The organism is Psychrobacter nivimaris (genome assembly GCF_904846365.1).
GTDB classification, from domain to species: Bacteria; Pseudomonadota; Gammaproteobacteria; order Pseudomonadales; family Moraxellaceae; genus Psychrobacter; species Psychrobacter nivimaris_B.
Map to the genome: position 1 here is coordinate 1 of NZ_CAJHAL010000030.1, position 22,881 is coordinate 22,881.

Sequence of the window (22,881 nt, forward strand, 5' to 3'; positions counted from 1 at the left end):
GAGTATTTGAGTATTTGAGTATTTGAGTATTTGAGTATTTGAGTATTTGAGTATTTGAGTATTTGAGTATTTGAGTATTTGAGTATTTGAGTATTTGAGTATTTGAGTATTTGAGTATTTGAGTATTATTAAGACTTTACTCAATAGTTAGATGAATAGCAACATTTTTAAAAAATAACTATATCTTTGATATCGACTGAATTTCTATGTGAATAATATTCATAAAAATGCATAAATTTATCAAAGACTGAGATGCCCCAGTAAACTGACTGCTAACATATAAAGTGTAGCTATCAAGTATCAATATGAGCTACTAAAAGCAATACTTTAGCCGCTCATATTCGTTATAATCCGCTCACCAATCAAAAACCACTAATATGAATGAGGGAACCACTATGGTGAAGTGTCACTTATCGACCATCATGGGTGAAAGACGCCTTAAAATTGCCGATATCTCAAGAGATACTGGCATCAATCGTGGCACCATTACTCGCATGTATCATGAAGAAGCCACCCGTGTTGATCTAGATGTCATCGAGTCTTTATGTACTTATCTTAGAATCAATGTTGGTGATTTATACGAAATCATAAATGAGGACAGCAGTGAGTCACCAGCATAAATAACGTTGTCATGAGCTGTGATTGTCTTTAAACGAATAAAAAGACCTACAGAAGGTTATTTTCTCTTGCAATAGATTAAAATATAGGTATAATTTGACCTGTAGTAAGTCATTTTATTTATTATATGCATATAATGGTCTATAGGAGAATACCAATGAATAACAATCTATCTCGGCTCAATAGCTGCACATGGTTTAGTGAACAGACTAAAACGTTAGCCTCTCAGCTGTTATTAAGCTTACAAATACAGCAAGGCTTACAGCTGGCAACCCTACTTGGTGTTGACCCCATTCTTTATAATGATGAAGCGGTTTATGTCTGGGTGCAACGACAGCTAGATGACGGTCTTATCGTTGACGATCATGCGTTAAGCACCCTTGAAACTGCTTTTATAGAGTTGGTCACAGCTCACACTGACCAAGCAGCGTAATGGCTTTAGCTTATATTTACAGACTTCTTGTTTAACAAGAAACAATAATCCTTAAAGCCAGATAAAGTGTCATTATCTGGCTTCTTGATATAGACAAAGATAACGACAATCAAACAAGCTTTTTTCAGTCTTATATGTCTCAGAAGACGCACTTTTGGGCAATATGGCTTACTGTTACCATATGCCTTTACTCAGTCGGCTCTGCACGCGGCACCCCAGCTATTTTATAATAAACAAAGCCTCTCTCATCTCTCAAAACACTTTTGCTATCTGCTCTAACGCACCAGCTGATTGCATCAGGCTGCGCTTCATTAACATCACAAGCCAAAATAATCTGCTGACTTTGAGCGTTATCAAATGCCTGCTTCCACCCCGTTTCAAGCTCATCGATGCCGCGCTGTAGCTCTGCTTGCTGGTATCTCATCTCTGCAATCTCATCAAAGCTTGGCACATACCAAAATACCAGGGCCACCAAACTTATTATCACAGCCATCGTACCCGCTGCGACAACGGCTGCAATCCTTTTAATACTCATAGTCTCAATGGACTTATGAATTTTGTCCAAGTCTTTACTAGCTCTACCCTCAACCTGCTCAATCCGCGTTTTGGTGGTGGTCTCAAAGGTCTCAATATCTTCAATAATCTGCTTATGACCAGCTTGGTACTGATTGGTGAATAGGGCTAGATTGTCAGCGCTTGCGCCAAGCTTGTCAGCCACCGCTTGCATGGTACTCACTTGTACCTCTATGCTGTCGTTTTTAGCAGTAACGACCGACTCTACAGCCGTATCAATCTGCTGTTTCATATCGGTGATGATGCCTGCTATTTTGTCATCATAACGACGCGGCATCTCATTGTCAGTAAAAGCAGTCACTGCCGCTTGTAGCTGCTTTAACACGAGTTCTTGATACTGACTCAATGCCTGCGAAGTAGTGCTTGCGCTACTACCTAATTCTTCAATGGCAGAAGACACCTCATTCACCTTGCTATCAATACCGCTAAGCGAACGCTCAAGCCGCCTCGCTACCGCATCATCGGCTCGCTTAATCAGCTCACGCAAGGCCCCAATGACCGGAGTCAATGAAGTCACTAGGTTAACAAGTTGATCGTGTATGTCTTGCTCAGTGCGGTCATTTTTATTCATAGTAAGTACTCATTATTGTAATCATCACAACTAAAATGGGCGTGGTGACGAGTAATGGCGCGCTTTTTCTTGAATAGCCTTGTCTATATCCAGCACTTGTGCGGCCAAGATTTGCGCTAAATTTTGCGTGCCCACGCGGATGTCAGGAATCTGCTCAAAACGCTCATTAAGCGCGTTTATAGTATCAATTTTATGACGGTCGCTAGAAAGCGTGCCGAGCGCTTGTAATAGTGTCTGTACCGACGTATCTCTGTCTATCATCACCCGTTCTGCATCCGTGTCTCGCAAACGCTTTTGCAACGCGGTGACATTATCAGTATGCTGAAGCGTTTTTAAAACGAGGGCCTCAGCAGCTAACTTTTCAGCCGCCTCTATCACAGTGGCAGTAGTATCAATCGCTTTAAAGTCGATCTTATCAATACGGTCTTTAACCCGTACCAGCATATTATCAAACCTGCTCTGATACGCCTTGACTTCTGCCTGTCGGGTACGCGCAAGGGCAGTAGCATCTTGCTCTTTTTGTTGTTTTTCTTGCCGCCGCTTCTCTGCTTCCTCTCGCTCACGCCTAGCTTTGTTCTCAGTTTCGGCTTGCTCACGCGCTTTGTTGAGCTGGTATTGGAGCGCCATGGTACGAGTACGCCAGTCATCAAGCCGATCTGCGTTCAATTGAGTGGTCTTGGTACGGGTAATCTCATCGTATAAGTTATCATCTTGCACAATCACCGCTTCACTTTGATCAAGAAGGGCAATACGCTGCTCATAAAACGGCGATAGGCGCTGATAGGTTTTTTGACTGGTATTGATTTGCAGCTTTAATTGTTTGATGTCTTCATTATTGGCGGTTTTAAATGTCTTTACATCAGATACAAGCATCTGCAAACGTGCCTCAGCGGTATCATCTATCTCTACCGCTTTAAGAGCACGCAGCGCCTCACGCTCTTGCTCAAGCGCTTTAAAATGCTCAACATCAAGATCTGCCAGTGCCGCGAACTTATGATAGGTGTCAAGGTTGCTCGTTACCTCGATCGCCTGCAAATCCTCAAACGCCTCGCGCCAGTGCTGCTGCAGCTCAGTTTTTTCAACATCAATCTCATCAAGCGATTTAAAGTCAGTAGCCAGCTTATTCAGCGTTGCGGCAAACGGTTTTAGGGTGGCCTTAAGCGCCTTATGATCATCAATAACTCGATTGTTAAGGGGAATAAGCTCTTTTAAAACCGTTTTATTGTTCAGCATCGTTTTATCAATCTGTGACAGCTGCTCTTCAAGGCGGCTAACAGCGCGGCCTGTTTGTAGGGTGTCATCTTGTCTAAATTGATCAACCAACACTAAAGCCGTTTTCAGTGCCTCACTTTGCTCTGTCGTATGTATTTTCTGGGCAAGCTCAATCATTTTTTGGCGGGGCTCGCTAAAATCCTGTCCCACCTCCTCGGTGAACCGCTGGGTACTCTTAATGTTTTTATCAATGGTAATAATCTGTTTAGACTGGTGCGCTAACTCTTCATGCAGCGCATCAATGGTTGAAAATAAGGCGCTGCGTACCATCTTTTTTTGACTCACAAAGTTGGCTGAGATTGCTAAAAGCTCATCAAGTGCGTGATCATTGGCCGCATCACTATGCGTCTGACTCTTATTTTTAGGAATAGCGGGTTCAAGTTCAGCGGCAGGATCTACAAAGCGGATATTACTGAGCTCAATTCGCGCAAAGGGTTTACGCTTTTTATAATGTATTGTGACGCCGTTAACCTCTTGTTCATTGCTTTCTAGGTCAATACGTCCCTTGTCGTCATACTCAATTACCAGACCATTTTTTTCAATGTAAGCATTGATCTCATCAATCGTCTCGTTGTACTCATGAATCACTGAACGATTGCCTTTGAGAATATCCTTATATAGTGACTTACCCAGTTTCATTTTTGGTAAACGACTGATGCCCAGCTCACGGTAGGATTTCTCACTAATGGTTTTATTCTCAGGCAGTAGCTCATTGGCCATATCCGCCCAAAGGGTGCGTTGATATTTAAGCTCATCGCCGCGCCCGTTTAACCCCTTAGATAAACGCTCCTCCGTTGACCACTGCAACCAATTCTTGCGTGCTGATAAAGCATAACCCTCAACATCCGCTACTATCTCACGGCTTGAGAGTAAAATATGGGCATGAAAGTTACGACTGGTCAGCTCAACCACTTCAACCTCCCCCACATGTTTCTCGTGACTGTGTGGCCGATGAATGGCTACATCGACAAGCACGTTATAGCGATCAGATAAGGTTTGAGCGTAGCGCTCGGCCAAAACTATACGCTGATCAGCGGTGATCCCATCAGGAAACATCACATCAATCTCAGTACCTAATTGAGCGTTTTTACGAGTCTCAATGCGTTCGATATCATTCCAAAAACCCTCACGTGTCACTGCTAGATCCCCAGCAAGAGTTGGCGTTATCAACGCCGTATGCATCACATTTTTCTCAATAACTTGCGTGTATTTAGTACCATCACTGTCCACTAAATTTAAGATTTTGTCTTTAGCTTTACTGGTGTAATCGTGGACGACTCCTGACTGCTCATCAGCCAGTTTTGAGCCAGAATTATAAGCCGACTTTGCCACCACGCTATGATTTCTCGCCTTACTAACGGCGCTAACTGACAGATGAAACCCTTTATTATTCATAGCAAAAAAACCCAACATTGAGAGATAATTTTTTGGGGGTTGTAGGGGGTTCGCCCCCTGCCGAACGACGGAGTTTATGTAAAAAAATAGCGCCCCTTGTGGGCCTTTTTTACATAAACTCCTAAGTTCGCTCTTAACAGAGGGTTAAAATACTACTGCGCCCACGAAACGATGTGGTCTTGTGTATTTTACTATCTTGCATACCTGTGTATGTACTGCTAGGATCAACTCTATCATAGTTGGCTAAAAAAGGATGAAGTAATGTCAGTAATATCAGATGATTTATTCGCAAATAAGATTAAGCAATTGCAGGCTCTTAAAAAAGAGATTGATCAGGACAGGCTTGAAGCACATAAAATATTAGGGGAGTGGTTGGCCAACGCATTGGACGATGATGACAATCATGAACTGCAAGCCATTTTTTTAGACGCACACGATAATGAAAAATATGTCCGTTTGAAAAAGCACCGTGAGTTTTTAAAGTCAATTGCTCATAAGATGCAAGGTGAGGCTAAGATGGTATCAAGCAGTTTTACTTCGCATAAAGACAATCAAGACAGTGAGTACGGTTCATTGTTTGATGACAAATCAGCAGCGCAATAACTGTTACTGTTAGCAATAGCCTATTCATCCGTACAACTGAATCGTCTTCTAATTAGTAAAATGCTAGAAGGCGATTTTTAGCTGTTTTAAGCGCTTTAAAATATATTTAGCTATCAGTGTATAGAACAGAGCATAGAATGCGTATAAGGGTGCTTTTTAGGCTTTCTAGCAACGATTTGAGATGTATTTACAGAGGTATCGATAATGGCTACTGAAAATGAAGACAAATTATCTACAAAAAATGCGACTGAAAACATGAAACCAGCTTTGTCCAAAATGACAGATGCAGACATTCAAAAGATCTTTGATCGTGCTTTTGAAGATTTCCAGAGGTCGACTCTTGATTCGGACTATGAAAGTGAGGATTAATATCAAGTAAGCGGACAACAGCTGGTTGAGCTACTAAATAATTTTAAAAGCAGTTGGTAGCTCATATTATTATTTCAAATTCGTCGGTTTTTTTGCCTATTTTCCTATTACTTAAAACAAAAATATATTTCTTATTTTTTAATAATTTTTAAAAGCTTTTGTCCTGAAGGTGAAAATCGGCGCAGACACTTACTTCACTTGGTCTACAGCGGAAAAATATTTTTATATAGTGGAAGTTTAGGCGGTTAAAGGTGGAAGTTTAAGCGGTTGAAGGTGGAAGTTTAAGCGGTTGTAGGTGGAAGTTTAAGCGGTATTAGTGGAAAGTAAATTTGTAAATTCCACTAATATTGTTTATTATTTACCATAAGCATTAATCTAGCGAAATATTACGATATGAATAAAAATGAGATGGCACAGTTCCAAAATAACCTACGAGAGTTTATAGGCGAGTCTTATACGGTCAAAGTAGATAAAAATTTAAGCGAACAAGAGCGCGATGAACTTACCGCTCATGTAAGAAGGACAGTGGGTGATAATGATGCCACTATCCTTATTATTGAACCTGTCATAGAATCAAAATTTGATTTTAATTTTGATTTGATTACCTCAGACGTTAAAGAAATCAAACCATTACAGAATGTCAGTCAAGTTGAGAGTAAGCCCAAACCAATTTACAGTGACAAATGGCTGGTGATGCAAAACCGTTTATTAAATGCCATTTCAGATTTGGACTTGAATGAGCGGCGTCTGATTATGTTTTTATCGCCCTTAGTACGTAAGCATGTAGAAAAAGACCCTGATGCCAGAAAACGAATGTTTGTGGTTAATGCGCTAGAGTTTGCCCGTGAATATAATTTAGGCAAAAAAAGTATTTACCGTACCTTGGCAGAAGTTGCTAATAGCATGCTGCACAAAGCATTCTTTTTTTGGAACTTTAAGAATAATGAACGGACGCATAGAACTGGAGTGTCTTGGCTTGTTCAGTGCGAATATAAGGAAAACGAGGGACAGTTAGAAATTATACTGGCCGATACAGTGATTGAGATGCTATCAGTATTCGATCGTGAAAATCCATTTACCAAATGGGAGCGACATTGGATTATTAATCTTGGTAGTTATGGCATGATTTTATTTGAGCTGATTGCCAGTTGTATGTTCCAAAAATACAAAGAAAAGGCGTATACCGTTGACTATTTACGTGAAAAATTTAATTGCGTTGATAGCTATGGTAGGAATATTGATTTCAAACGTTATGTATTAGATAAAGCTATCAGTGATATTCATACGCACACGCCTTACCGTATAACCTACGCTCAAAAGAAAAAAGGGCGGGTGGTGAGTGAGATTGTGTTTAGTTTTGAAGATAGCAGTCAAGCCAAGGTAGAGGCTAAGCAGTCAAAAGCATTGAAGAGTGATCTGAATCCTTTTTCAATTAAAGGTCTAAGCGACGCACAATTAAAGCGCATTGTTCTGAATAAAGAATTTATAGCCAATTATAACCATCTGGTCAGCTCCACCAGTCTAGCAGGCCAAAATGAGGCAGAGTGGGCAATTGAGATGGTCAAAAGACTAAAGACGGATTCTTCAGTTTTCAATAAATGTCCTATTCGTGATTATTTAGAATATACGTAGACTGACAAAAACTTCCTATTGCTGGGTGGTTAGGTGCTAGCCTTGGCAGTATTAAGACACTATGATTCTCTAAAAAAACCAGCGCTAATCATTAATAAATGATAATAATGCGCTAGAGGAGTACTTAATTGATTGTTAGCCATAATCTAACGATTATGACCTCAAGATTGCTTGAGGTTTTTTTATATCTTATATTGTATTATGTTGTATATTGTATTATACTATATACAACATAATACAAACGCTACATATTTACTCATACAAAATTAAGGACAATAATTGTGGCCATTACTACACAGCAAATTCATGCTACCGCTGATCAACTGCACGAACAAGATATCAAACCTACTTTAGCAGAAGTGCGTAAGGCGCTGGGTGGTGGATCATTTACGACCATCAGTGAAGCCATGAAGTCTTGGCGTCAGGATAACCAACAAGAAGAGCAGCTAAGACAGGTTGAGCTACCAAGTGGCATTGCTGAACGTTTACAAACGCTTGGCGCGGATATGTGGCAAACGGCCATTGATATTGCCAATGATCGTCTGGTTAGAGAACGGGAGGCTCTAGAGAATATTAAAACCAAGTTGCAAGCTGAGACAGACGAGGCTCAAGACGCGGTTAAGACACTAGAGAGTGAGCAGACTGATTTGTTAGAACAGCTCGATGAGGTCACAGCAACTGCAGAGGCAACGGCTATCACCGCGGCTCAAGTGACTGCTGAACGGGATATGCTGACGCAAACACTCAGTGATACTCAGCACCAGCTGGAGCTTGAACGAGCTAAAACAGTGGCAGCTCAGGCCCAACTTGGTGACCTGCGTAGCAGTTTTGATCAGCAATCAAAAGAGCTGAGTGCCAACATATCGAAGGTGGCCACGCTTGAAGCCACTGCTAATAGCGATAAAGCAGAGATCGCGCGTCTGCAAACAGAACTGACAGCAACTAAGGATGAGCTAAAGACAGTCGTTATTGAGCGCAACGAGATAACGAATCTTACAGCAGAAGTGAAAGGAGAGTTAAAGGCCATAATCGCTGAACGTGATAAGTTATCAGGGATTAATGAGCAGCTTACTCAAAAGCAAGCTAAGATTGAAGCAGATCATCAGCTACTGATTAAGCAACACGACACGTTAAATCATGAGAGAACTTTGCTTAGTACTGAGCACACTGCATTGAGTGAGCAGTATGATGAGCTTTCAATCAACTATCAATCAGAACAGGAAAAGAGTAGCTCATTGACTGTAGAGATTGAAAAGATGCGAGAGACAATTAACAATAAATAAGTCAATCCCGTTCTATTCACACTAAGCTTATGAATCCACCATGACAATATCGACTCACTGAATAAATGATGGTTGTATAATAAATATTCTAAATTTTTCTCTGAACTCTCATAGTATATAGCCTAGTGGGCTATATACTACTTAAATTAGCCTAAGTGAATTTATGCTGATTTTGGAGCCTTGAGCAGATTTCAAGGAATACTCACCCTAAAGCAATTATGAGTATAATAAAAATACTCACAAACACTTTAGTGCATTCCTTGAATTTGATGTGATTAGTCATGCCGACTTCATCGCCCATCGCGTCATCAAGACCGTATCACTGTATCAAGCTACGGCTGTTATGATTACGGCTGATAGCACCGCCTAGACACGCTCATAACCGCTACTGTGCTGTCATACGCTAGCAAGGGCGTTCGCCCAATATACCGCTACGATATGCACAAGTAACCACTCATTGCGTTGCTCTGATCCTTTGTCTAGTCACCCCTGTAGGGAGCTCACCCTTATGTCAAACGCAGTCGTCACCGAGGCCTGCCACCCATTTGACGGGTAACGGGTACAGAGAGAGCAGCACGAAAATGTAACGAGCGAACAAGCAGTTTTTAAAATGTATAGCAAATAGAGTTGATATGAAAGCAGATTTTGGATAAAATGCACCTATACGGGCATTTAATGCTGTTCAAATAACGCAGTCTGTGTGCTTATTTGTTCGTTACAGGGTGCGTCAACACACTGTAACCGTTATCTACATTTAAAACTAAATGCCTCTGGGAGTCAACTCCCAGAGGCATTTTTTTATTTGTCATACAGATTAGGTTTTTAATATCTGATTCTTCGTTAGATTGCTTAGGCTTTTCTTGTCGTCATTTAGCGTAAGCATTTCAATTATTTTGAAGTTAGCACTTAGTACATCCTCACAAGACGTTAAGTTTCTGACAATACTGGGATAGTTTACTATGAAGACCGGCTTAGTCGTCAGATGCAAGGTTTTACACGCGCTGTTAAGAAGCGGTAAATCATCTTTCTGAGAGAATACGATAATGAAAAGACAAACCTACACTCCTGAGATTAAAGAACGCGCCGTTCGTATGCTGATTGAAGCATTAAACGATTACACCTTTATGTGGTCATGTCATAAAAAGCACACTAATGAAACTATACTAACCAACATTCAAGACTAAGCTACACATACTAAAGAGCTTGAACATGAGAACAAGAAGCTTACGTAAGCCAGTTAGATTACAGTAAAATCCGCTTTTTTCGCCCAAGGAGAGATAGGACACACAATCAAGTTGTGGCTCAGTTTATTGATAAAAATAAGTGGGTCTACGGTATTAGAGCAATATTGACTGTGCAATATAGAAAATATGCAATAAACTTATTTTCTACCTTTAATAAAATGCAGCAACCTAAACAAGGATAAATTATGAGTAATTCAGATAACCACAGTCATCAAGCTCCAGACCCTAAAAATATGAATAAAGCTTTTTATATTGGGATTGGTCTAAATTCTGCATTTACGCTCATCGAGTTTATAGTGGGCTATTCAACTAATTCATTAGCTTTAATCGCAGACGCTAGCCACAACTTAAGTGATGTTGCCAGTTTAATAATCTCGTTAATTGGAATGAAATTAGCACAGAAAGCATCTACTACGCTTTATACCTATGGCTACAAAAAAGCTTCTATAATGGCGTCTCTTATTAACGCCATATTGTTAGTTACAATCGTTATAGGTATTGCGTATGAGGCCTTGGGTCGATTTGATACGATACCGGAAGTTGCAGGAAAAGTTATTATTATTACAGCTCTAATAGGTGTATTTATAAATACTGTTACTGCTTTTGCATTCTACAAAGGTCAAAAAGACGATATTAATATCAAAGGTGCTTTCTTGCATCTAATGGTAGATGCATTGGTCTCTTTAGGTGTCGTTATCTCGGGCATTATTATTTACTATACAAGTTGGAATATCGTTGATCCTCTAGTTAGCTTGATTATTTCAGTCGTTATACTGTTATCGACTTGGGGTCTACTAAAAGAGAGTATCAAGCTTGCTATCGACGGAGTACCTCAAAATGTTGATCTCAGTAAAATCACTGCTATCTTAGAGAGCTATAATTTTATTCAAAACTTTCATCATTTACATATCTGGGCTTTGAGTACCACTGAGAATGCTCTTACAGTTCATATTGTACCGAAGACCGATATAACGTTTGAAGAGACTATTACTATGAAAGAAAACATCAAGGAAGATTTGGCGCATCAGAATATACAACATGCAACTATTGAATTTGGTACTAAGGCAGATGACAATCAAAAATCGCGTGCATTAAATGAAAGTATCAACTAAAAGATGATAGACCGTATATAGCTATCTCTTTTTAAGTATGAGGCGCGTGCCTTATGTCAACATAATTTTTTCAATCAGTTCTTATGTGATCAATAGTTTAAAACTTTTATATTTACGTGCGTTAGGACGTTACCTAGAAAAAATAAAAAACTTACGCTGATTAAATTATTATGATTAAGTTTACTATTACCCTCGTCTTCTAAGTGTGGTTAGACCTTTGCCAAAATAGCTTATTAGTAATAACAGGGTTATTATTATCAAGATAGGATAATTTCCCATAAGCATAAAGGGCGTGTTACCAACCCGTGCCTGTATCTCACCACGTAGTACAGTACGCTCAAACTGCGGTGCGCGTTTTACAATACGACCTTTATGGTTAATGATAGCGGTAACACCAGTATTGGTCGCTCGAATAAACCAGCGCCCGTTCTCAAGCGCGCGCATTTGTACCATTTGCAAATGTTGCAATGGTCCTGCTGAAGTGCCAAACCAGGCATCGTTAGAGACGGTCAACAAAAAGTCAGTATCGATGGCATTTTTACGCGTGGTATCTGGATAAGCTACCTCATAACAGATAGCCGTCCCTATATTGTGTTCACGCACCTTTAGAGGTGACTGCTGATCACTACCACGACTATAGTTCTTAATATCCTGACTACCGGCCAAACTTGGGAAAATATCGAGCACGCCTTCAAATGGAATATACTCTCCAAAAGGCACTAGACGCTGCTTCTTGTATAGGCCTTCCGCTTCTACACCTCGAGCAATCACGCTATTGTAAAATGGGGGATACTTATCCGTACTGGCATTGAATGCCGCTTTATCCTTATAAGGGATACCAGTTATCCATGTCGTATTGGTCGCATTAGCCATTTCTATCATTTCACTAATAAAGCCCGCAGCCTCATCCTGAAACATAGGAATAGATGATTCAGGCCACACCACAACATCACGTCCCCACTCAGTGCGTGTTAACTTCGCATAAATCTTTAGCGTTTCTACTTGATACTTAGTCAGCCACTTTATATCTTGTGAAATATTACCTTGAATCAATGACACTGACAGATCAGGTGTGCCCTTAGGTTTTGTCCATTGCGGATTGACCAGCCATAATGATGTGCTAATGGCTAATAACAGTACAGAAACGATGGCATAACTACTGCGCCGAAGCAGTAGCTCTACTAAACTTGCAGCCAATAGTATGGCAACAAAAGAGACGGAAAAAACACCAGCAACGGGTGCTAAGGACGATAACCAATACTCTTCAGTAAATGCATAACCAACAAACAGCCACGGAAAGCCTGTGAATAACCAAGTTTTTAACCATTCTTGTAGCACCCAAAGAGCAGCAAATGAAAAGGGTTGTTTGCCTACCATACGGTTAAAGACTAGTGCTAACAATCCATGAAATAGTCCCATACCGAGACCCATCAATGCAATCATAATCAATGCGAGCCACGTTGGTGTATCGCTATAATCATGGATAGCAGTATAGAGCCAAAAGCCGCCGACGCACCATAGCCCCATACCGTAAGCTTCACCGATAATAAAAGCGCGACGACCACTCATACTTGTCACCAACAGCGCATATAAAATCGCTGGTGATACTATTGCTAGCGGCCAAAACCCATAAGGCGCTAGCGAAAATAAAAAAATAGCTCCTGCAAGCCATGCTGCTACTAGCGTAAGCGATAGCGGTAATTGATTTAAGTGAGTACTCAAACGCTTTTGTAGATTAATAGTAGACAGGCGCATCGCAAATTATCCAAAATTATGAGTTTTGAATTTTTAGTCAAAATCCAAAACTCGGATAGACCTGTTAATACTACAGGCAGCATTTCAAAATGAAAACTGCTTATGATACCAGTCCGCACTGCTCAATGGATAAATTTACGTACTCCGTTTGATGGGTTATTATGCTACATTACCAAACGATATGAAGTGTTACTTGACCTTCTATAGCTCACAATATCTACAGTACATGAGAGAGCACTATGACCCCCTTAAAAATAAAATCCAGTCTTATATTCAATCGTTATCTGTCTAAGGGGTTGCGTAGTACGTTAGTATTACTTGCCGCCTCATCACTATTTGCTTGTAGCCAACCGAGTAGTGGCGTATCTGATGCAAGCACAACATCGGCATCAACTGAAGATGTAGTGACTGTTCCGAAGACAGCTGAACCAAACGTTATAAATACTCCTATGATGACATCAGTAAGTAAACCAGACCTACTAAAAAACGTCTCAGCCACTGTCTATAAAGATGCCAATTGCGGCTGCTGTAAAGAATGGATAAGTCATGCAGAAGATAATGGTCTAAGTGCAACCGCGCAAGATGTTGCGGACTTAGCCGTATTTAAAGAGCGCTACAGCGTTCCAAATGAAATGCGTTCTTGCCATACTGTAGTCACTACTGATGGTTACGTCTTTGAAGGTCATGTACCCGCTAAATATATGGCGCAGTTTTTAGAAAATCCGCCAGTACAAGCTATGGGTCTTGCCGTACCTGGCATGCCTGTTGGTAGCCCAGGTATGGAGTATCAAAATAAATTCATGCCCTATCAGGTTATGCAGCTCAATAAAGACGGGACGACCCAAGTTTATGCTGATATTGAATCGGTAGAGCAGCAATTATAGTGTGTTAGCAGTTAAGAATACTTTGATTATAGTGTTAGCGTTAAAAGCGAATGAAGCAAGTATAAGACTGTTCTATTGCTTATAAAATGATTCTTCATCAAAAAATTCATTAGCTATTGCGACTTTAAAATTAAAAATAACTTTGAATTTGTAACTTTTGATGACAATGTAAGCGGATTTATCGGTTATTAACCCTTAAAATAGATAAATAACTAAGGGTTAATACAAGAATATACAGGATGTATCGAAACAATTACGTAATATTACATAAGCCAGTAGGGAATTAACATCTATATTAATATTATAAATTATTATATTATCTTAATAATTAGTTAGACCCTATATAGGGTAATTACTTCATCCAATAGAAAAACGTCTGAGGGTTAAATCTAAATTATAGATTTAACCCTCAGACGTTTTTTTGCTTATAAAACAGTAGAAATTGTGGTCAATCTAGTCAGCTATATTCTGTACATGTTACACAAACTTACATTGTAAAATGTGGGATATTAGCAATTTTTTCGACATCAAAAAAGTATTTTTGGGGTTTTTAAGGGGGATGACAGGCTAAACAGCCTATGCTAAAGTCGGCTTTGTGTTTTGGTCAGCAGCTTGATTTGTAACAGCTTCGTAAGACTTCAATGAGCTGTGATCGCCAATAATCATTTTTTATATGAATAATATGCAGCAGAAGTATCAGTCACTATGACATATATATACTTGAGTTATTGAGATTTAATTGACTGCGCTGTTGTTGATAACAGACGATTTTGAATTAACCGTAGGTATTAGATTTATGAAACAGGCTTTATTGATTTTGTCAGTACTGGGTATGGGCATAGCACAAACGAGTGGTGCTGCTATCACAATCTCTCAAACAAATAATACCATCACCAATACTTCTGTGGCATCAAACTACGGTTCATCAAAAAACATCTATAGCACCAAAAGTGGTGCTTATGTTTCTAATAATGATGAAATTAGTCAAGCAATTAGCAACCTAAGTGCGCAGGCCAAGCAAAAAGAGAATCAGCTTTCATCATTAAACAGCCGCTTATACGCTGAAAAACAACAGCAGCAAGTCAATAAGGTTCCTGACAGCAATTCAGCCCCCGCTATCGCTGCTGCTCGCGCCTCAAAAGTGGCTTTATCTGGCAGCTCTGGATATTGTGCCCGTTACGTACGTAAAGCACTACAATCAGCTGGTTATGAATTTACACCCAATCCTTCAGCCTATCAGTACGCCACTCGTGGCACGCTTGATAAAGCAGGTTTTAGCAAAATCAGTAATGATATGCCAACCCAAGTAGGTGATGTTATTGTCTATGATCGCTCATCAAAGCGCCCGCATGGCCATATCCAAATATTTGATGGCGAAAATTGGATTTCTGATTTCCGTCAGAACAGCATCAGCCCATACAGTGGTGTCTATGCTTATACGACATGGCGCGATTCAAAATACGTGGATGACGCATCCGCATCAGATCGTAATATCTACCTTGCTATGAATGATAAATAAGACTTTCTAAGTCAGCACAACATAGTTGTTATTTCCTCCAACCCAGTAGTGATCTTAATATCATTGCTGGGTTTTTTTGTGCTTAACATCAGGGCGTATTTAACCTTTCATGATTTGATCCGTCAGAAATGAACACTACTGATATCATTACTCATGACAGGAGTTATCGACAAGCGCGTTTAAAATGCCACATGATGACGCTGGTGCACTACTTGCACATTTCTGGCGCAAAACGGTCAAGTGATGCTTTAAGTGCATCAGTTCTTCCATTCGTATTTCCACAGCATGAATGTGCTCATCTAGCAAGTTATTCACATCGCCGCAGTCCTTGTCAGGCGACTCCCAGTATTCAAGTAAGATTCGCACATCATCTAAAGCCATATCGAGCGTACGGCAATGTAGGATAAATTGTAGACGCTCAATGTGCTCTTCATTATATAAACGATAATTCCCTTCGCTACGAAAAGGCTCGGGTAATAAACGCTCTTTTTCATAATAGCGAATGGTTTCTACTGTGGCACCTGTGCGTTTAGCGAGCTCACCAATTTTGATTGTCATAACAACCTCTACGATTTAAATAATTAAAGTGGCTGTAAAGACTAGCGCTAGAGAAATTAAAATTACGAAACTGTAGATAAATAACCTTGACTCTAAAGCCACTATAGGGTTCATAATATCATTATTCAAAGGGTAAATTATTATGAAATATCATATTGAAGGTATGGACTGTGCCAGTTGCATCGGCAAGATTGAAACAGCTTTGAAACGTATGCCTGGGGTTTCTGATGTTCAGCTGAATTTCGCTACAGAAACGCTAGAGCTAAATTTAGCCCCTGGTGCGCCGACTCAGGCTAGTGATATCGAAAAAACAATCAAAAGCCTAGGGTTCGGCATCTCTGCCAATACTGGTCAACAAACTGTATCGGCTATTGATATTGACAGCGACAATCAGATGGCTCCGCAGGATAAGCAATGGTGGCAAACTCAAAAAGGCAAACAGGTTGTTGGCCTCGGTATTTTGATGGGCAGCGCTTATGCACTGTCACTACTGTTGCCCGCTTATGGGATATGGGTGTTTGCCATCGCTGTGATTGTAGGCGTTTTTCCATTTGCGCGCAAAGCCTTAGCACTGGCTAAAACAGGTTCATTCTTTTCAATTGAAACGCTGATGTCCGTCGCCGTGCTTGGCGCACTTATCATTGGTGAAGCTGAAGAGGCCGCAGCAGTTGTCTTTTTGTTCTCAATCGGTGAACTGTTTGAGAGTATCGCTGCTGATCGCGCTCGCGCTGGCATCAGAGCCTTATCATCGCTGGTTCCGAAAAGTGCAATTTTACTTGATGCTCAAGGTGGGCAGCGTAACGTTCCAGCGACTTCATTACAAGTGAATGACCTTGTGCTGGTGCGTCCTGGAGATAGGGTATCTGCTGATGGTTCCATTGTTCAAGGTGCGTCCAGCCTTGATGATTCGCCCGTGACGGGAGAGTCTGTTCCTGTTGCCAAGACGATGGGTGACAATGTATTTGCAGGGTCAATTAACATCGATGGTGTGCTCCAAGTGCGCGTAGAAAAGACAGCCGCCGATAACACCATTTCGCGCATTATTGAGCTGGTAGAGCAAGCCCAAGCCTCCAAAGCACCCACTGCCCGTTTTATTGAGAAATTCAGTCGCTATTACACACCGGCAGTGATGGCTATTGCCGCACTAATTATTATCATTCCACCGTTAGCCATGGGTGGAGATTGGTCGACTTGGTTGTATCGCGGTCTAGCACTGTTGCTGATTGCCTGTCCCTGTGCTCTTGTACTATCAACACCCGCTGCCATCGCCTCTGGTCTTGCTGTTGGTGCGCGCCGTGGCTTGCTGATCAAAGGCGGTAGTGCTTTAGAAACTATCGGCCAAGTGAAGACGGTCGCTTTTGACAAGACAGGCACTTTAACTGAAGGCAAACCACGCGTGACCGATGTTGTTGCCTTTACACAAGAGGACTCAAGTATTCAAGGTCAGAATTCTCAAGGTCAAGATGAGATATTGGCACTTTTTGCCAGTGTGGAGACTGGTTCTAGTCACCCGCTTGCTGAAGCCATTGTTAGTCATGCTGAAGCTGCTAAAGTGTTCATACCTGTGGCCTTCAATGCTTCTGCAACTGCCGGTAAAGCGGTACACGCAACTGTCGCGGAGCGCGCGCTAGCTATCGGTTCGCCTGTTTACGCAGCCGATGAGGCATTGATTTCATCCACACAACAGGCGCAAATTGAGGCGCTGCAAAATGAGGGTAAGACCGTCTCTGTTCTTTTCGATGAGCAAAACCGTGAAGTGCTTGGATTAATCGCGCTAAGAGACGAATTACGAGACGACGCTCATGAAGGTGTGGCTCAGCTCAAAGCGATGGGTGTGCGCTCCGTCATGCTAACAGGCGACAACCGCTTAACCGCTCAAGCACTTGCCAGTAATTTAGACGTGGAATGGGAAGCTGAGCTGTTGCCTGAGGACAAACTGCGCCTGCTTAACGAGATGAAGAACAACCGCAAAATAGCGATGGTTGGTGATGGTATTAACGATGCGCCAGCGCTAGCAACTGCCGATGTTGGCATCGCGATGGGTGGTGGTACCGATGTGGCCATTGAGACGGCCGATATCGCATTATTAAAAAGTCGTGTTACGGATATGGCTCATCTCATCGCACTTTCACGTGCCACCATGCGCAACATTCATCAGAACGTCATTTTCGCTTTGGGTCTCAAAGGCGTCTTTCTGATCACGACCGTATTCGGCATTACTGGACTATGGATTGCGGTTCTAGCTGATGCTGGAGCAACAGTGCTCGTTACTCTTAATGCGTTACGTTTACTGCGCTTTAAGGGAGCGCCTCCACTGGTAAATCCGCCTAAAGTAGTTAAATAAAACCCTTCGAAATCAATTAAAAACTAGAGATAGCAGCAGATTTCGGGGTGGGTTCTAATAATAAAAATTCCACCGCCACAGTAAACTGCAACCGCATTAGAGTAAATAAGGTTAGACCGTATGTTGATTACAGAATTGGGCTATTTTGCCTTGCTTACCGCTTTTGTACTGGCGTTATTGCAGGTAATTCTGCCAACTATTGGTGTTATTCGTAACCAAGTTGCTTGGCAACGACTAGCCCCTAGCCTAGCTTGGGCACAGTTTGCCGCCATGATAACGTCATTTGGCGCTTTGATAGCAGGTTTTTATTATAATGATTTTAGCCTCAGTTACGTCGCGCAGCATTCTAATACGCTGTTGCCTTGGTACTATAAGTTATCGGCGACATGGGGCGGACACGAGGGCTCTTTGCTGCTATGGATGACCATCATGGCCACATGGTGTGCACTGGTATCATACTTTAGTCGCGGCTTGCCGTTATCAATGCGTGCGCGGGTATTAGTTATTTTGGCCGGTGTACAGTTAATGATGCTAACGATGCTGATATTTACCTCGTCACCGTTTGAGCGTACCTTACCCAATCTAGCGGTCGATGGCGCTGATTTAAATCCTGTCCTACAAGATTTCGGTCTGATTATTCATCCGCCCATGTTATATATGGGCTATGTGGGTATGGTAGTACCTTTTGCATTTTGTATGGCGGCATTGTGGGAAGGGCGTTTAGATGCTGCTTGGACACGCTGGTCACGTCCATGGGCGCTCGCGGCTTGGGGATTTTTGACCATTGGTATTGCACTGGGCTCGTGGTGGGCCTACTACGAGCTTGGCTGGGGCGGTTGGTGGTTTTGGGATCCGGTAGAGAATGCCTCGTTTATGCCTTGGCTTGTCGGCTTAGCATTGCTGCATTCATTAGCAGTCACTGAAAAGCGCGGGGTGTTTAAAGCATGGACCATCATGCTGGCTATTTTCGCCTTTGCCTTAAGCTTGCTTGGCACGTTCCTGGTACGCTCTGGAGTCCTTACCTCAGTGCATTCGTTTGCCGCTGATCCGACGCGTGGTTTGGTTATCTTAGCTATTCTTGGCATTATCATCGGTAGTGGTCTATTAATGTTTGCCGTTCGAGGTTGGCGTTTAACCGTTGAAAGTCAATATCAGCTGATTTCACGTGAGTCCTTTTTAGTGATCAACAACGCCATCATTTTGATTGCAACCTTAGTGGTGCTGCTCGGCACCCTTTACCCTATTATCGCTGATGCTTTTGGTTTAGGACAAGTGTCCGTTGGCCCTCCTTATTTTAATGCATTATTTGTACCTTTAACGTGGCTGTTATTAATAGCTATGGGTATGGGCTCAAATATTCGCTGGAAAAAAGACACCCGTCCACTACTGGGTATAGGCATGGTCATCGCCGTTAGTAGCTTAGTATTAGCCGCCATTATTACTTACTTTGTTAATCCATCGTCTATGCTTAATATTGGTGTGACTTTAGCCGTTAGCTTTTGGGCACTGCTATGGATGGCAGTTGATTTTAAAGATAAAACTAAGAATGCGCCTAATCTTTTTAACGGTTTGCGGCAGTTGCGTCTGAGCTATTGGGGTCAACAGACTGCTCATATTGGCGTATTGGTTGCTGTCATTGGCATAGCCTTTACTAGTAGCTTGAGTATTGAGCGTGACGTAGCAATGGGTATTGGCGATACAGTCAATGTTCAAGGTTACGATTTTGAAGTAACTGAATTTTTTGAAATAAAGGGTAGTAACTTTGATGCAACGCAGGCGCAAGTCGTGGTATCCAAAAACGGTCGTGAAGTGGCGAAACTGAATCCAGAAAAGCGTACTTATATCATTAGCACTATGCCGACCACTGAGGCGGCCATTGATGCTAGCCTAATGCGCGATGTTTATGTCGCACTGGGCGAACCTATTGCCGATGGTAGTAACCAATGGGCATTAAGGATTTATGTAAAACCATTAATTCGCTGGATTTGGTTAGGGGCAATTATCATGGCTCTAGGTGGATTAATTAGCATGCTTGATAAACGATACCGCATCAAAAAAGTTAAAGCTCCATTGCTAGTTACTGGTGATCTGGCTACTGATGGAGTCAATGAGGTAGCTATTGAACAGGCAATCTCAGCATCGACGATGTCGACATTAAAGGAGAAATAAATGACTATGTCGAATAATACTCCTGAGCAAAAAGATAGCCAAAACAGTAAGCAGCGTAACCCAAAGACAATGAAAAAAAAGCAGACGAAGCTATGGTTCTTAGTTCCGCTTATCCTCTTTTTTGGTTTGGTAGTTATATTGTACATGCGCTTAGGTAAACCAACAGACATTGTGACCAATACCGCTCTTGAGCGTCCGGTTCCTACCTTTGAGCTGCCGGTATTAGCAGATACTACCCGTACTATCACCAATGATAATTTGCCGGATAAGCCGTTCTTACTTAATGTTTGGGGCTCATGGTGTCCAACTTGCGTTATTGAGCATCCGTTTTTAATGCAACTAGAAGAGCGCGGCGTTGATATCGTTGGTGTGAATTATAAGGATGAGATTGGTAATGCGCTCAGTTACTTAAACCGAGGCGGTGATCCATTTTCTATGTCTATTCAGGATTCATTGGGTCAGTTTGCTCTAGACTTAGGCATAACTGGTGCGCCCGAAACCTTTGTTGTGGATGGAGATGGCATCATTCGTCAGCATATTGTTGGTGAGATTAATGAAGCCAATTGGCAACAGCGTGTTAAGCCGTGCCTGACCGTACTTAATGAGGCTAATAAGAACAACGATAGCCCTGATCTCATTCAGGTTGAGGAGATGTGCAAATGAACGTTACTCGAATAAGAGCTCCTCAAATAAAACTCAATATAATTTTAAAACTAGCAAGCTTAATACTAGCGTGTCTGCTTAACATGACGGCAAACGCAGCTATTGACGTATACGATTTTGATTCACCACAGCAAGAAGCTCAGTATCGTGGATTAATAGAAGAGTTTCGCTGCCCAAAATGCCAAAATCAAAACCTTGCAGCCTCTGATGCACCGATTGCACAGGATCTAAAGCAAAAAGTCTATGATTTAATTAAAGATAGACGTAGTGATGCTGAAATACGCGCCTATATGCAAGAGCGCTACGGTGACTTTATTAGCTACAAGCCGCCTATGCGACCATCGACATGGATCCTATGGTTTTTTCCACCACTATTATTGCTCGTCTTAATTGTTGGTTGGTTTTGGCAAAGTAAACGCCGCCAAGTTGTCGCCCGTGGCCAAAACGGCGTTACAGTGAACAGTACTGCTGCCTTGACCTCTACGGAAAAGGCTGAGCTTGATCGTCTATTATCGCAAGCTGAGAGTGTCGACCACGACATTACTAGCCTAGAGGACAAAAAATGACTCTATTTTCTACTTTTGGCTTATTTGTAACTCTAAGCTTGCTGATTGCTCTTATATTTTCGCTGATTGCTATTATGCCATGGCTACGAGCACCGCGTTTGCAGTCCAAACCAATAGACAATCAACTGCTAGATATTAATGTTGCAGTATTTCGCGAACGTTTAGCTGAGCTACAAACAGATAAAGACAGCGGTACTATTAATAATAGCCATTATCAAAATCAAAAGCTGGAACTGGAGCGTCAGCTATTAGATGCGCAGCGTCAGATAACACCTATGGTCACCCCTGATGTCAAAAGCAGTTTAATTGTCGCAGCTTGGATCCCAATATTGGCTGCAATGGCGTATTTACTAATAGGTAATCGTACGCCCGTGTTTGATTTGTGGACAGCTGAGGACAAAGTAGGACAAGTGGCTGACGACCTATTGACAGCTAAAATTGACAAGCCGCCATCATGGGCGTTTGAAGATGGTCGTCAACTGATTAGCGCCATGCAAACCAATGTTCATCGTAATGCTGATGATCCTAATCGCTGGATGCGCCTATCCGAGCTTTTCTTATCTATGGAGGCAACTGATTCTGCGCTGGAAGCCTTATCTCGTGCCTATCGTTTAGCTCCTGAAAATGAAGAAATCGCCACCACTTATGCTCAGACTAGCTTTTTTGTTAATGAAGGTCAGTTAGACGCCAATATTCGCCGTGTATTACAAGCTATATTAGCTAAGAATCCGCAGCATGAACGGGCTCAAATGCTCATGGCAATGGGTGAGACTCGTAGTAGTAACTTTGCCCAAGCGCAAGGTTGGATTAAACGCTTACAAGGCAGCATTGTGGCCAAACCAGGTGATCATACTAAAGCTTTAGCAAGCTTAGATGAGTTAAGCAACTACGTTAGCACGCAAGAAAAGCAAGCGCTAGAAGGTATTGACGTGACAGTGAACATTAACGCTAATTTATTACCGTTAGTGAAAGCTGATGATGTGTTGTTTGTTGCGATACGTGACGTTAAAGGAGGTCCACCGTTTGCCGCCAAACGTTTACCCATTAGTGTTATTAAGCAAGGTGAGGCCAGTATCCGTTTAAGCAATCTTGATGCGATGATGCCAGATCGCACGTTAAATTCAGCTCGTAGTGACAAAACTCAGTTAGCAGTCGTTGCTCGTATTAGTCATAGCGGTAATGCCATAGCAGAGTCAGGCGACTTATCGGGTAATCCTATAGTGATTAGCGCTGAACAGACTCAGGTTAATGTTGAAATCAATCAACAGATTCCCTAATAAAAAATTATTACCGTAAGTTTCATAATACCATAGCGGTA

18 protein-coding genes are annotated in these 22,881 nt (G+C 41.7%); 14 read left to right on the forward strand and 4 right to left on the reverse strand.

Features of this window, described 5'->3' with window-relative positions:
• Positions 1–395 precede the first annotated feature (395 nt).
• Together JMX63_RS11725 and JMX63_RS11730 are read left to right on the forward strand one after the other, a co-directional pair.
• Positions 396–620: a helix-turn-helix domain-containing protein gene (locus JMX63_RS11725; protein WP_057758779.1), complete on the forward strand. Its 225-nt coding sequence runs from the start codon at positions 396–398 to the stop codon at positions 618–620.
• A 155-nt stretch (positions 621–775) separates the two neighbouring features.
• Entirely contained in the window at positions 776–1,051 is a 276-nt protein-coding gene (locus JMX63_RS11730) for a hypothetical protein (RefSeq protein WP_057758781.1), read from the forward strand.
• Between the two features lie 187 nt (positions 1,052–1,238).
• Here the strand turns inward: JMX63_RS11730 and JMX63_RS11735 are convergent, their stop codons facing one another.
• Together JMX63_RS11735 and JMX63_RS11740 are read right to left on the reverse strand one after the other, a co-directional pair.
• Entirely contained in the window at positions 1,239–2,195 is a 957-nt protein-coding gene (locus JMX63_RS11735) for a hypothetical protein (protein WP_201569629.1), read from the reverse strand.
• A gap of 30 nt (positions 2,196–2,225) precedes the next feature.
• Positions 2,226–4,862 (reverse strand): MobA/MobL family protein, encoded by a 2,637-nt coding sequence (locus JMX63_RS11740; protein ID WP_201572542.1) that lies wholly within the window; start codon positions 4,860–4,862, stop codon positions 2,226–2,228.
• 261 nt (positions 4,863–5,123) lie between these two features.
• Between JMX63_RS11740 and JMX63_RS11745 the strand changes: the two genes are divergently transcribed.
• The 5 genes from JMX63_RS11745 to JMX63_RS11765 all read left to right on the forward strand — a co-directional run bounded on the left by JMX63_RS11745 (position 5,124) and on the right by JMX63_RS11765 (position 11,105).
• A complete protein-coding gene (locus tag JMX63_RS11745; protein ID WP_201569633.1) occupies positions 5,124–5,465 on the forward strand; it encodes a hypothetical protein in 342 nt (113 codons plus the stop codon).
• Positions 5,466–5,669: 204 nt separating this feature from the next.
• A complete protein-coding gene (locus tag JMX63_RS11750) occupies positions 5,670–5,834 on the forward strand; it encodes a hypothetical protein (RefSeq protein ID WP_201569635.1) in 165 nt (54 codons plus the stop codon).
• 393 nt (positions 5,835–6,227) lie between these two features.
• Positions 6,228–7,466 carry a replication initiation protein gene (locus JMX63_RS11755; protein ID WP_201569637.1) on the forward strand — a complete coding sequence of 413 codons (1,239 nt, stop codon included), beginning with the start codon at positions 6,228–6,230 and terminating at the stop codon, positions 7,464–7,466.
• Between the two features lie 281 nt (positions 7,467–7,747).
• Entirely contained in the window at positions 7,748–8,749 is a 1,002-nt protein-coding gene (locus JMX63_RS11760) for a DNA-binding protein (RefSeq protein ID WP_201572544.1), read from the forward strand.
• Between the two features lie 1,429 nt (positions 8,750–10,178).
• A complete protein-coding gene (locus tag JMX63_RS11765) occupies positions 10,179–11,105 on the forward strand; it encodes a cation diffusion facilitator family transporter (protein WP_201572546.1) in 927 nt (308 codons plus the stop codon).
• A 186-nt stretch (positions 11,106–11,291) separates the two neighbouring features.
• Here JMX63_RS11765 and lnt read toward each other — a convergent pair whose 3' ends face one another.
• Positions 11,292–12,860 carry an apolipoprotein N-acyltransferase gene (gene lnt, locus JMX63_RS11770; RefSeq protein ID WP_201572548.1) on the reverse strand — a complete coding sequence of 523 codons (1,569 nt, stop codon included), beginning with the start codon at positions 12,858–12,860 and terminating at the stop codon, positions 11,292–11,294.
• A gap of 239 nt (positions 12,861–13,099) precedes the next feature.
• Between lnt and JMX63_RS11775 the strand changes: the two genes are divergently transcribed.
• Together JMX63_RS11775 and JMX63_RS11780 are read left to right on the forward strand one after the other, a co-directional pair.
• Positions 13,100–13,744: a DUF411 domain-containing protein gene (locus JMX63_RS11775; protein ID WP_082787298.1), complete on the forward strand. Its 645-nt coding sequence runs from the start codon at positions 13,100–13,102 to the stop codon at positions 13,742–13,744.
• 796 nt (positions 13,745–14,540) lie between these two features.
• Positions 14,541–15,263, forward strand: a complete 723-nt coding sequence (locus JMX63_RS11780) for a CHAP domain-containing protein (protein ID WP_057758750.1) — start codon at positions 14,541–14,543, stop codon at positions 15,261–15,263.
• 147 nt (positions 15,264–15,410) lie between these two features.
• Here the strand turns inward: JMX63_RS11780 and cadR are convergent, their stop codons facing one another.
• Complete coding sequence (cadR, locus tag JMX63_RS11785; RefSeq protein ID WP_007394845.1) at positions 15,411–15,821, reverse strand: Cd(II)/Pb(II)-responsive transcriptional regulator; 411 nt, start codon at positions 15,819–15,821, stop codon at positions 15,411–15,413.
• 142 nt (positions 15,822–15,963) lie between these two features.
• On the opposite strand from cadR, the gene JMX63_RS11790 reads away from it, so the two are divergent.
• The 5 genes from JMX63_RS11790 to ccmI all read left to right on the forward strand — a co-directional run bounded on the left by JMX63_RS11790 (position 15,964) and on the right by ccmI (position 22,840).
• A complete protein-coding gene (locus tag JMX63_RS11790) occupies positions 15,964–18,165 on the forward strand; it encodes a heavy metal translocating P-type ATPase (RefSeq protein WP_201572550.1) in 2,202 nt (733 codons plus the stop codon).
• Positions 18,166–18,285: 120 nt separating this feature from the next.
• Positions 18,286–20,334 (forward strand): heme lyase CcmF/NrfE family subunit, encoded by a 2,049-nt coding sequence (locus JMX63_RS11795; RefSeq protein WP_201572552.1) that lies wholly within the window; start codon positions 18,286–18,288, stop codon positions 20,332–20,334.
• Positions 20,335–20,997: a DsbE family thiol:disulfide interchange protein gene (locus JMX63_RS11800; RefSeq protein ID WP_406947852.1), complete on the forward strand. Its 663-nt coding sequence runs from the start codon at positions 20,335–20,337 to the stop codon at positions 20,995–20,997.
• Between the two features lie 83 nt (positions 20,998–21,080).
• Positions 21,081–21,563 carry a cytochrome c-type biogenesis protein gene (locus tag JMX63_RS11805; protein ID WP_406947853.1) on the forward strand — a complete coding sequence of 161 codons (483 nt, stop codon included), beginning with the start codon at positions 21,081–21,083 and terminating at the stop codon, positions 21,561–21,563.
• Positions 21,560–22,840, forward strand: a complete 1,281-nt coding sequence (gene ccmI, locus JMX63_RS11810; protein ID WP_057758757.1) for a c-type cytochrome biogenesis protein CcmI — start codon at positions 21,560–21,562, stop codon at positions 22,838–22,840. The genes JMX63_RS11805 and ccmI overlap by 4 nt, the downstream gene beginning before the upstream one ends.
• The last annotated feature ends 41 nt before the right edge of the window (positions 22,841–22,881 follow it).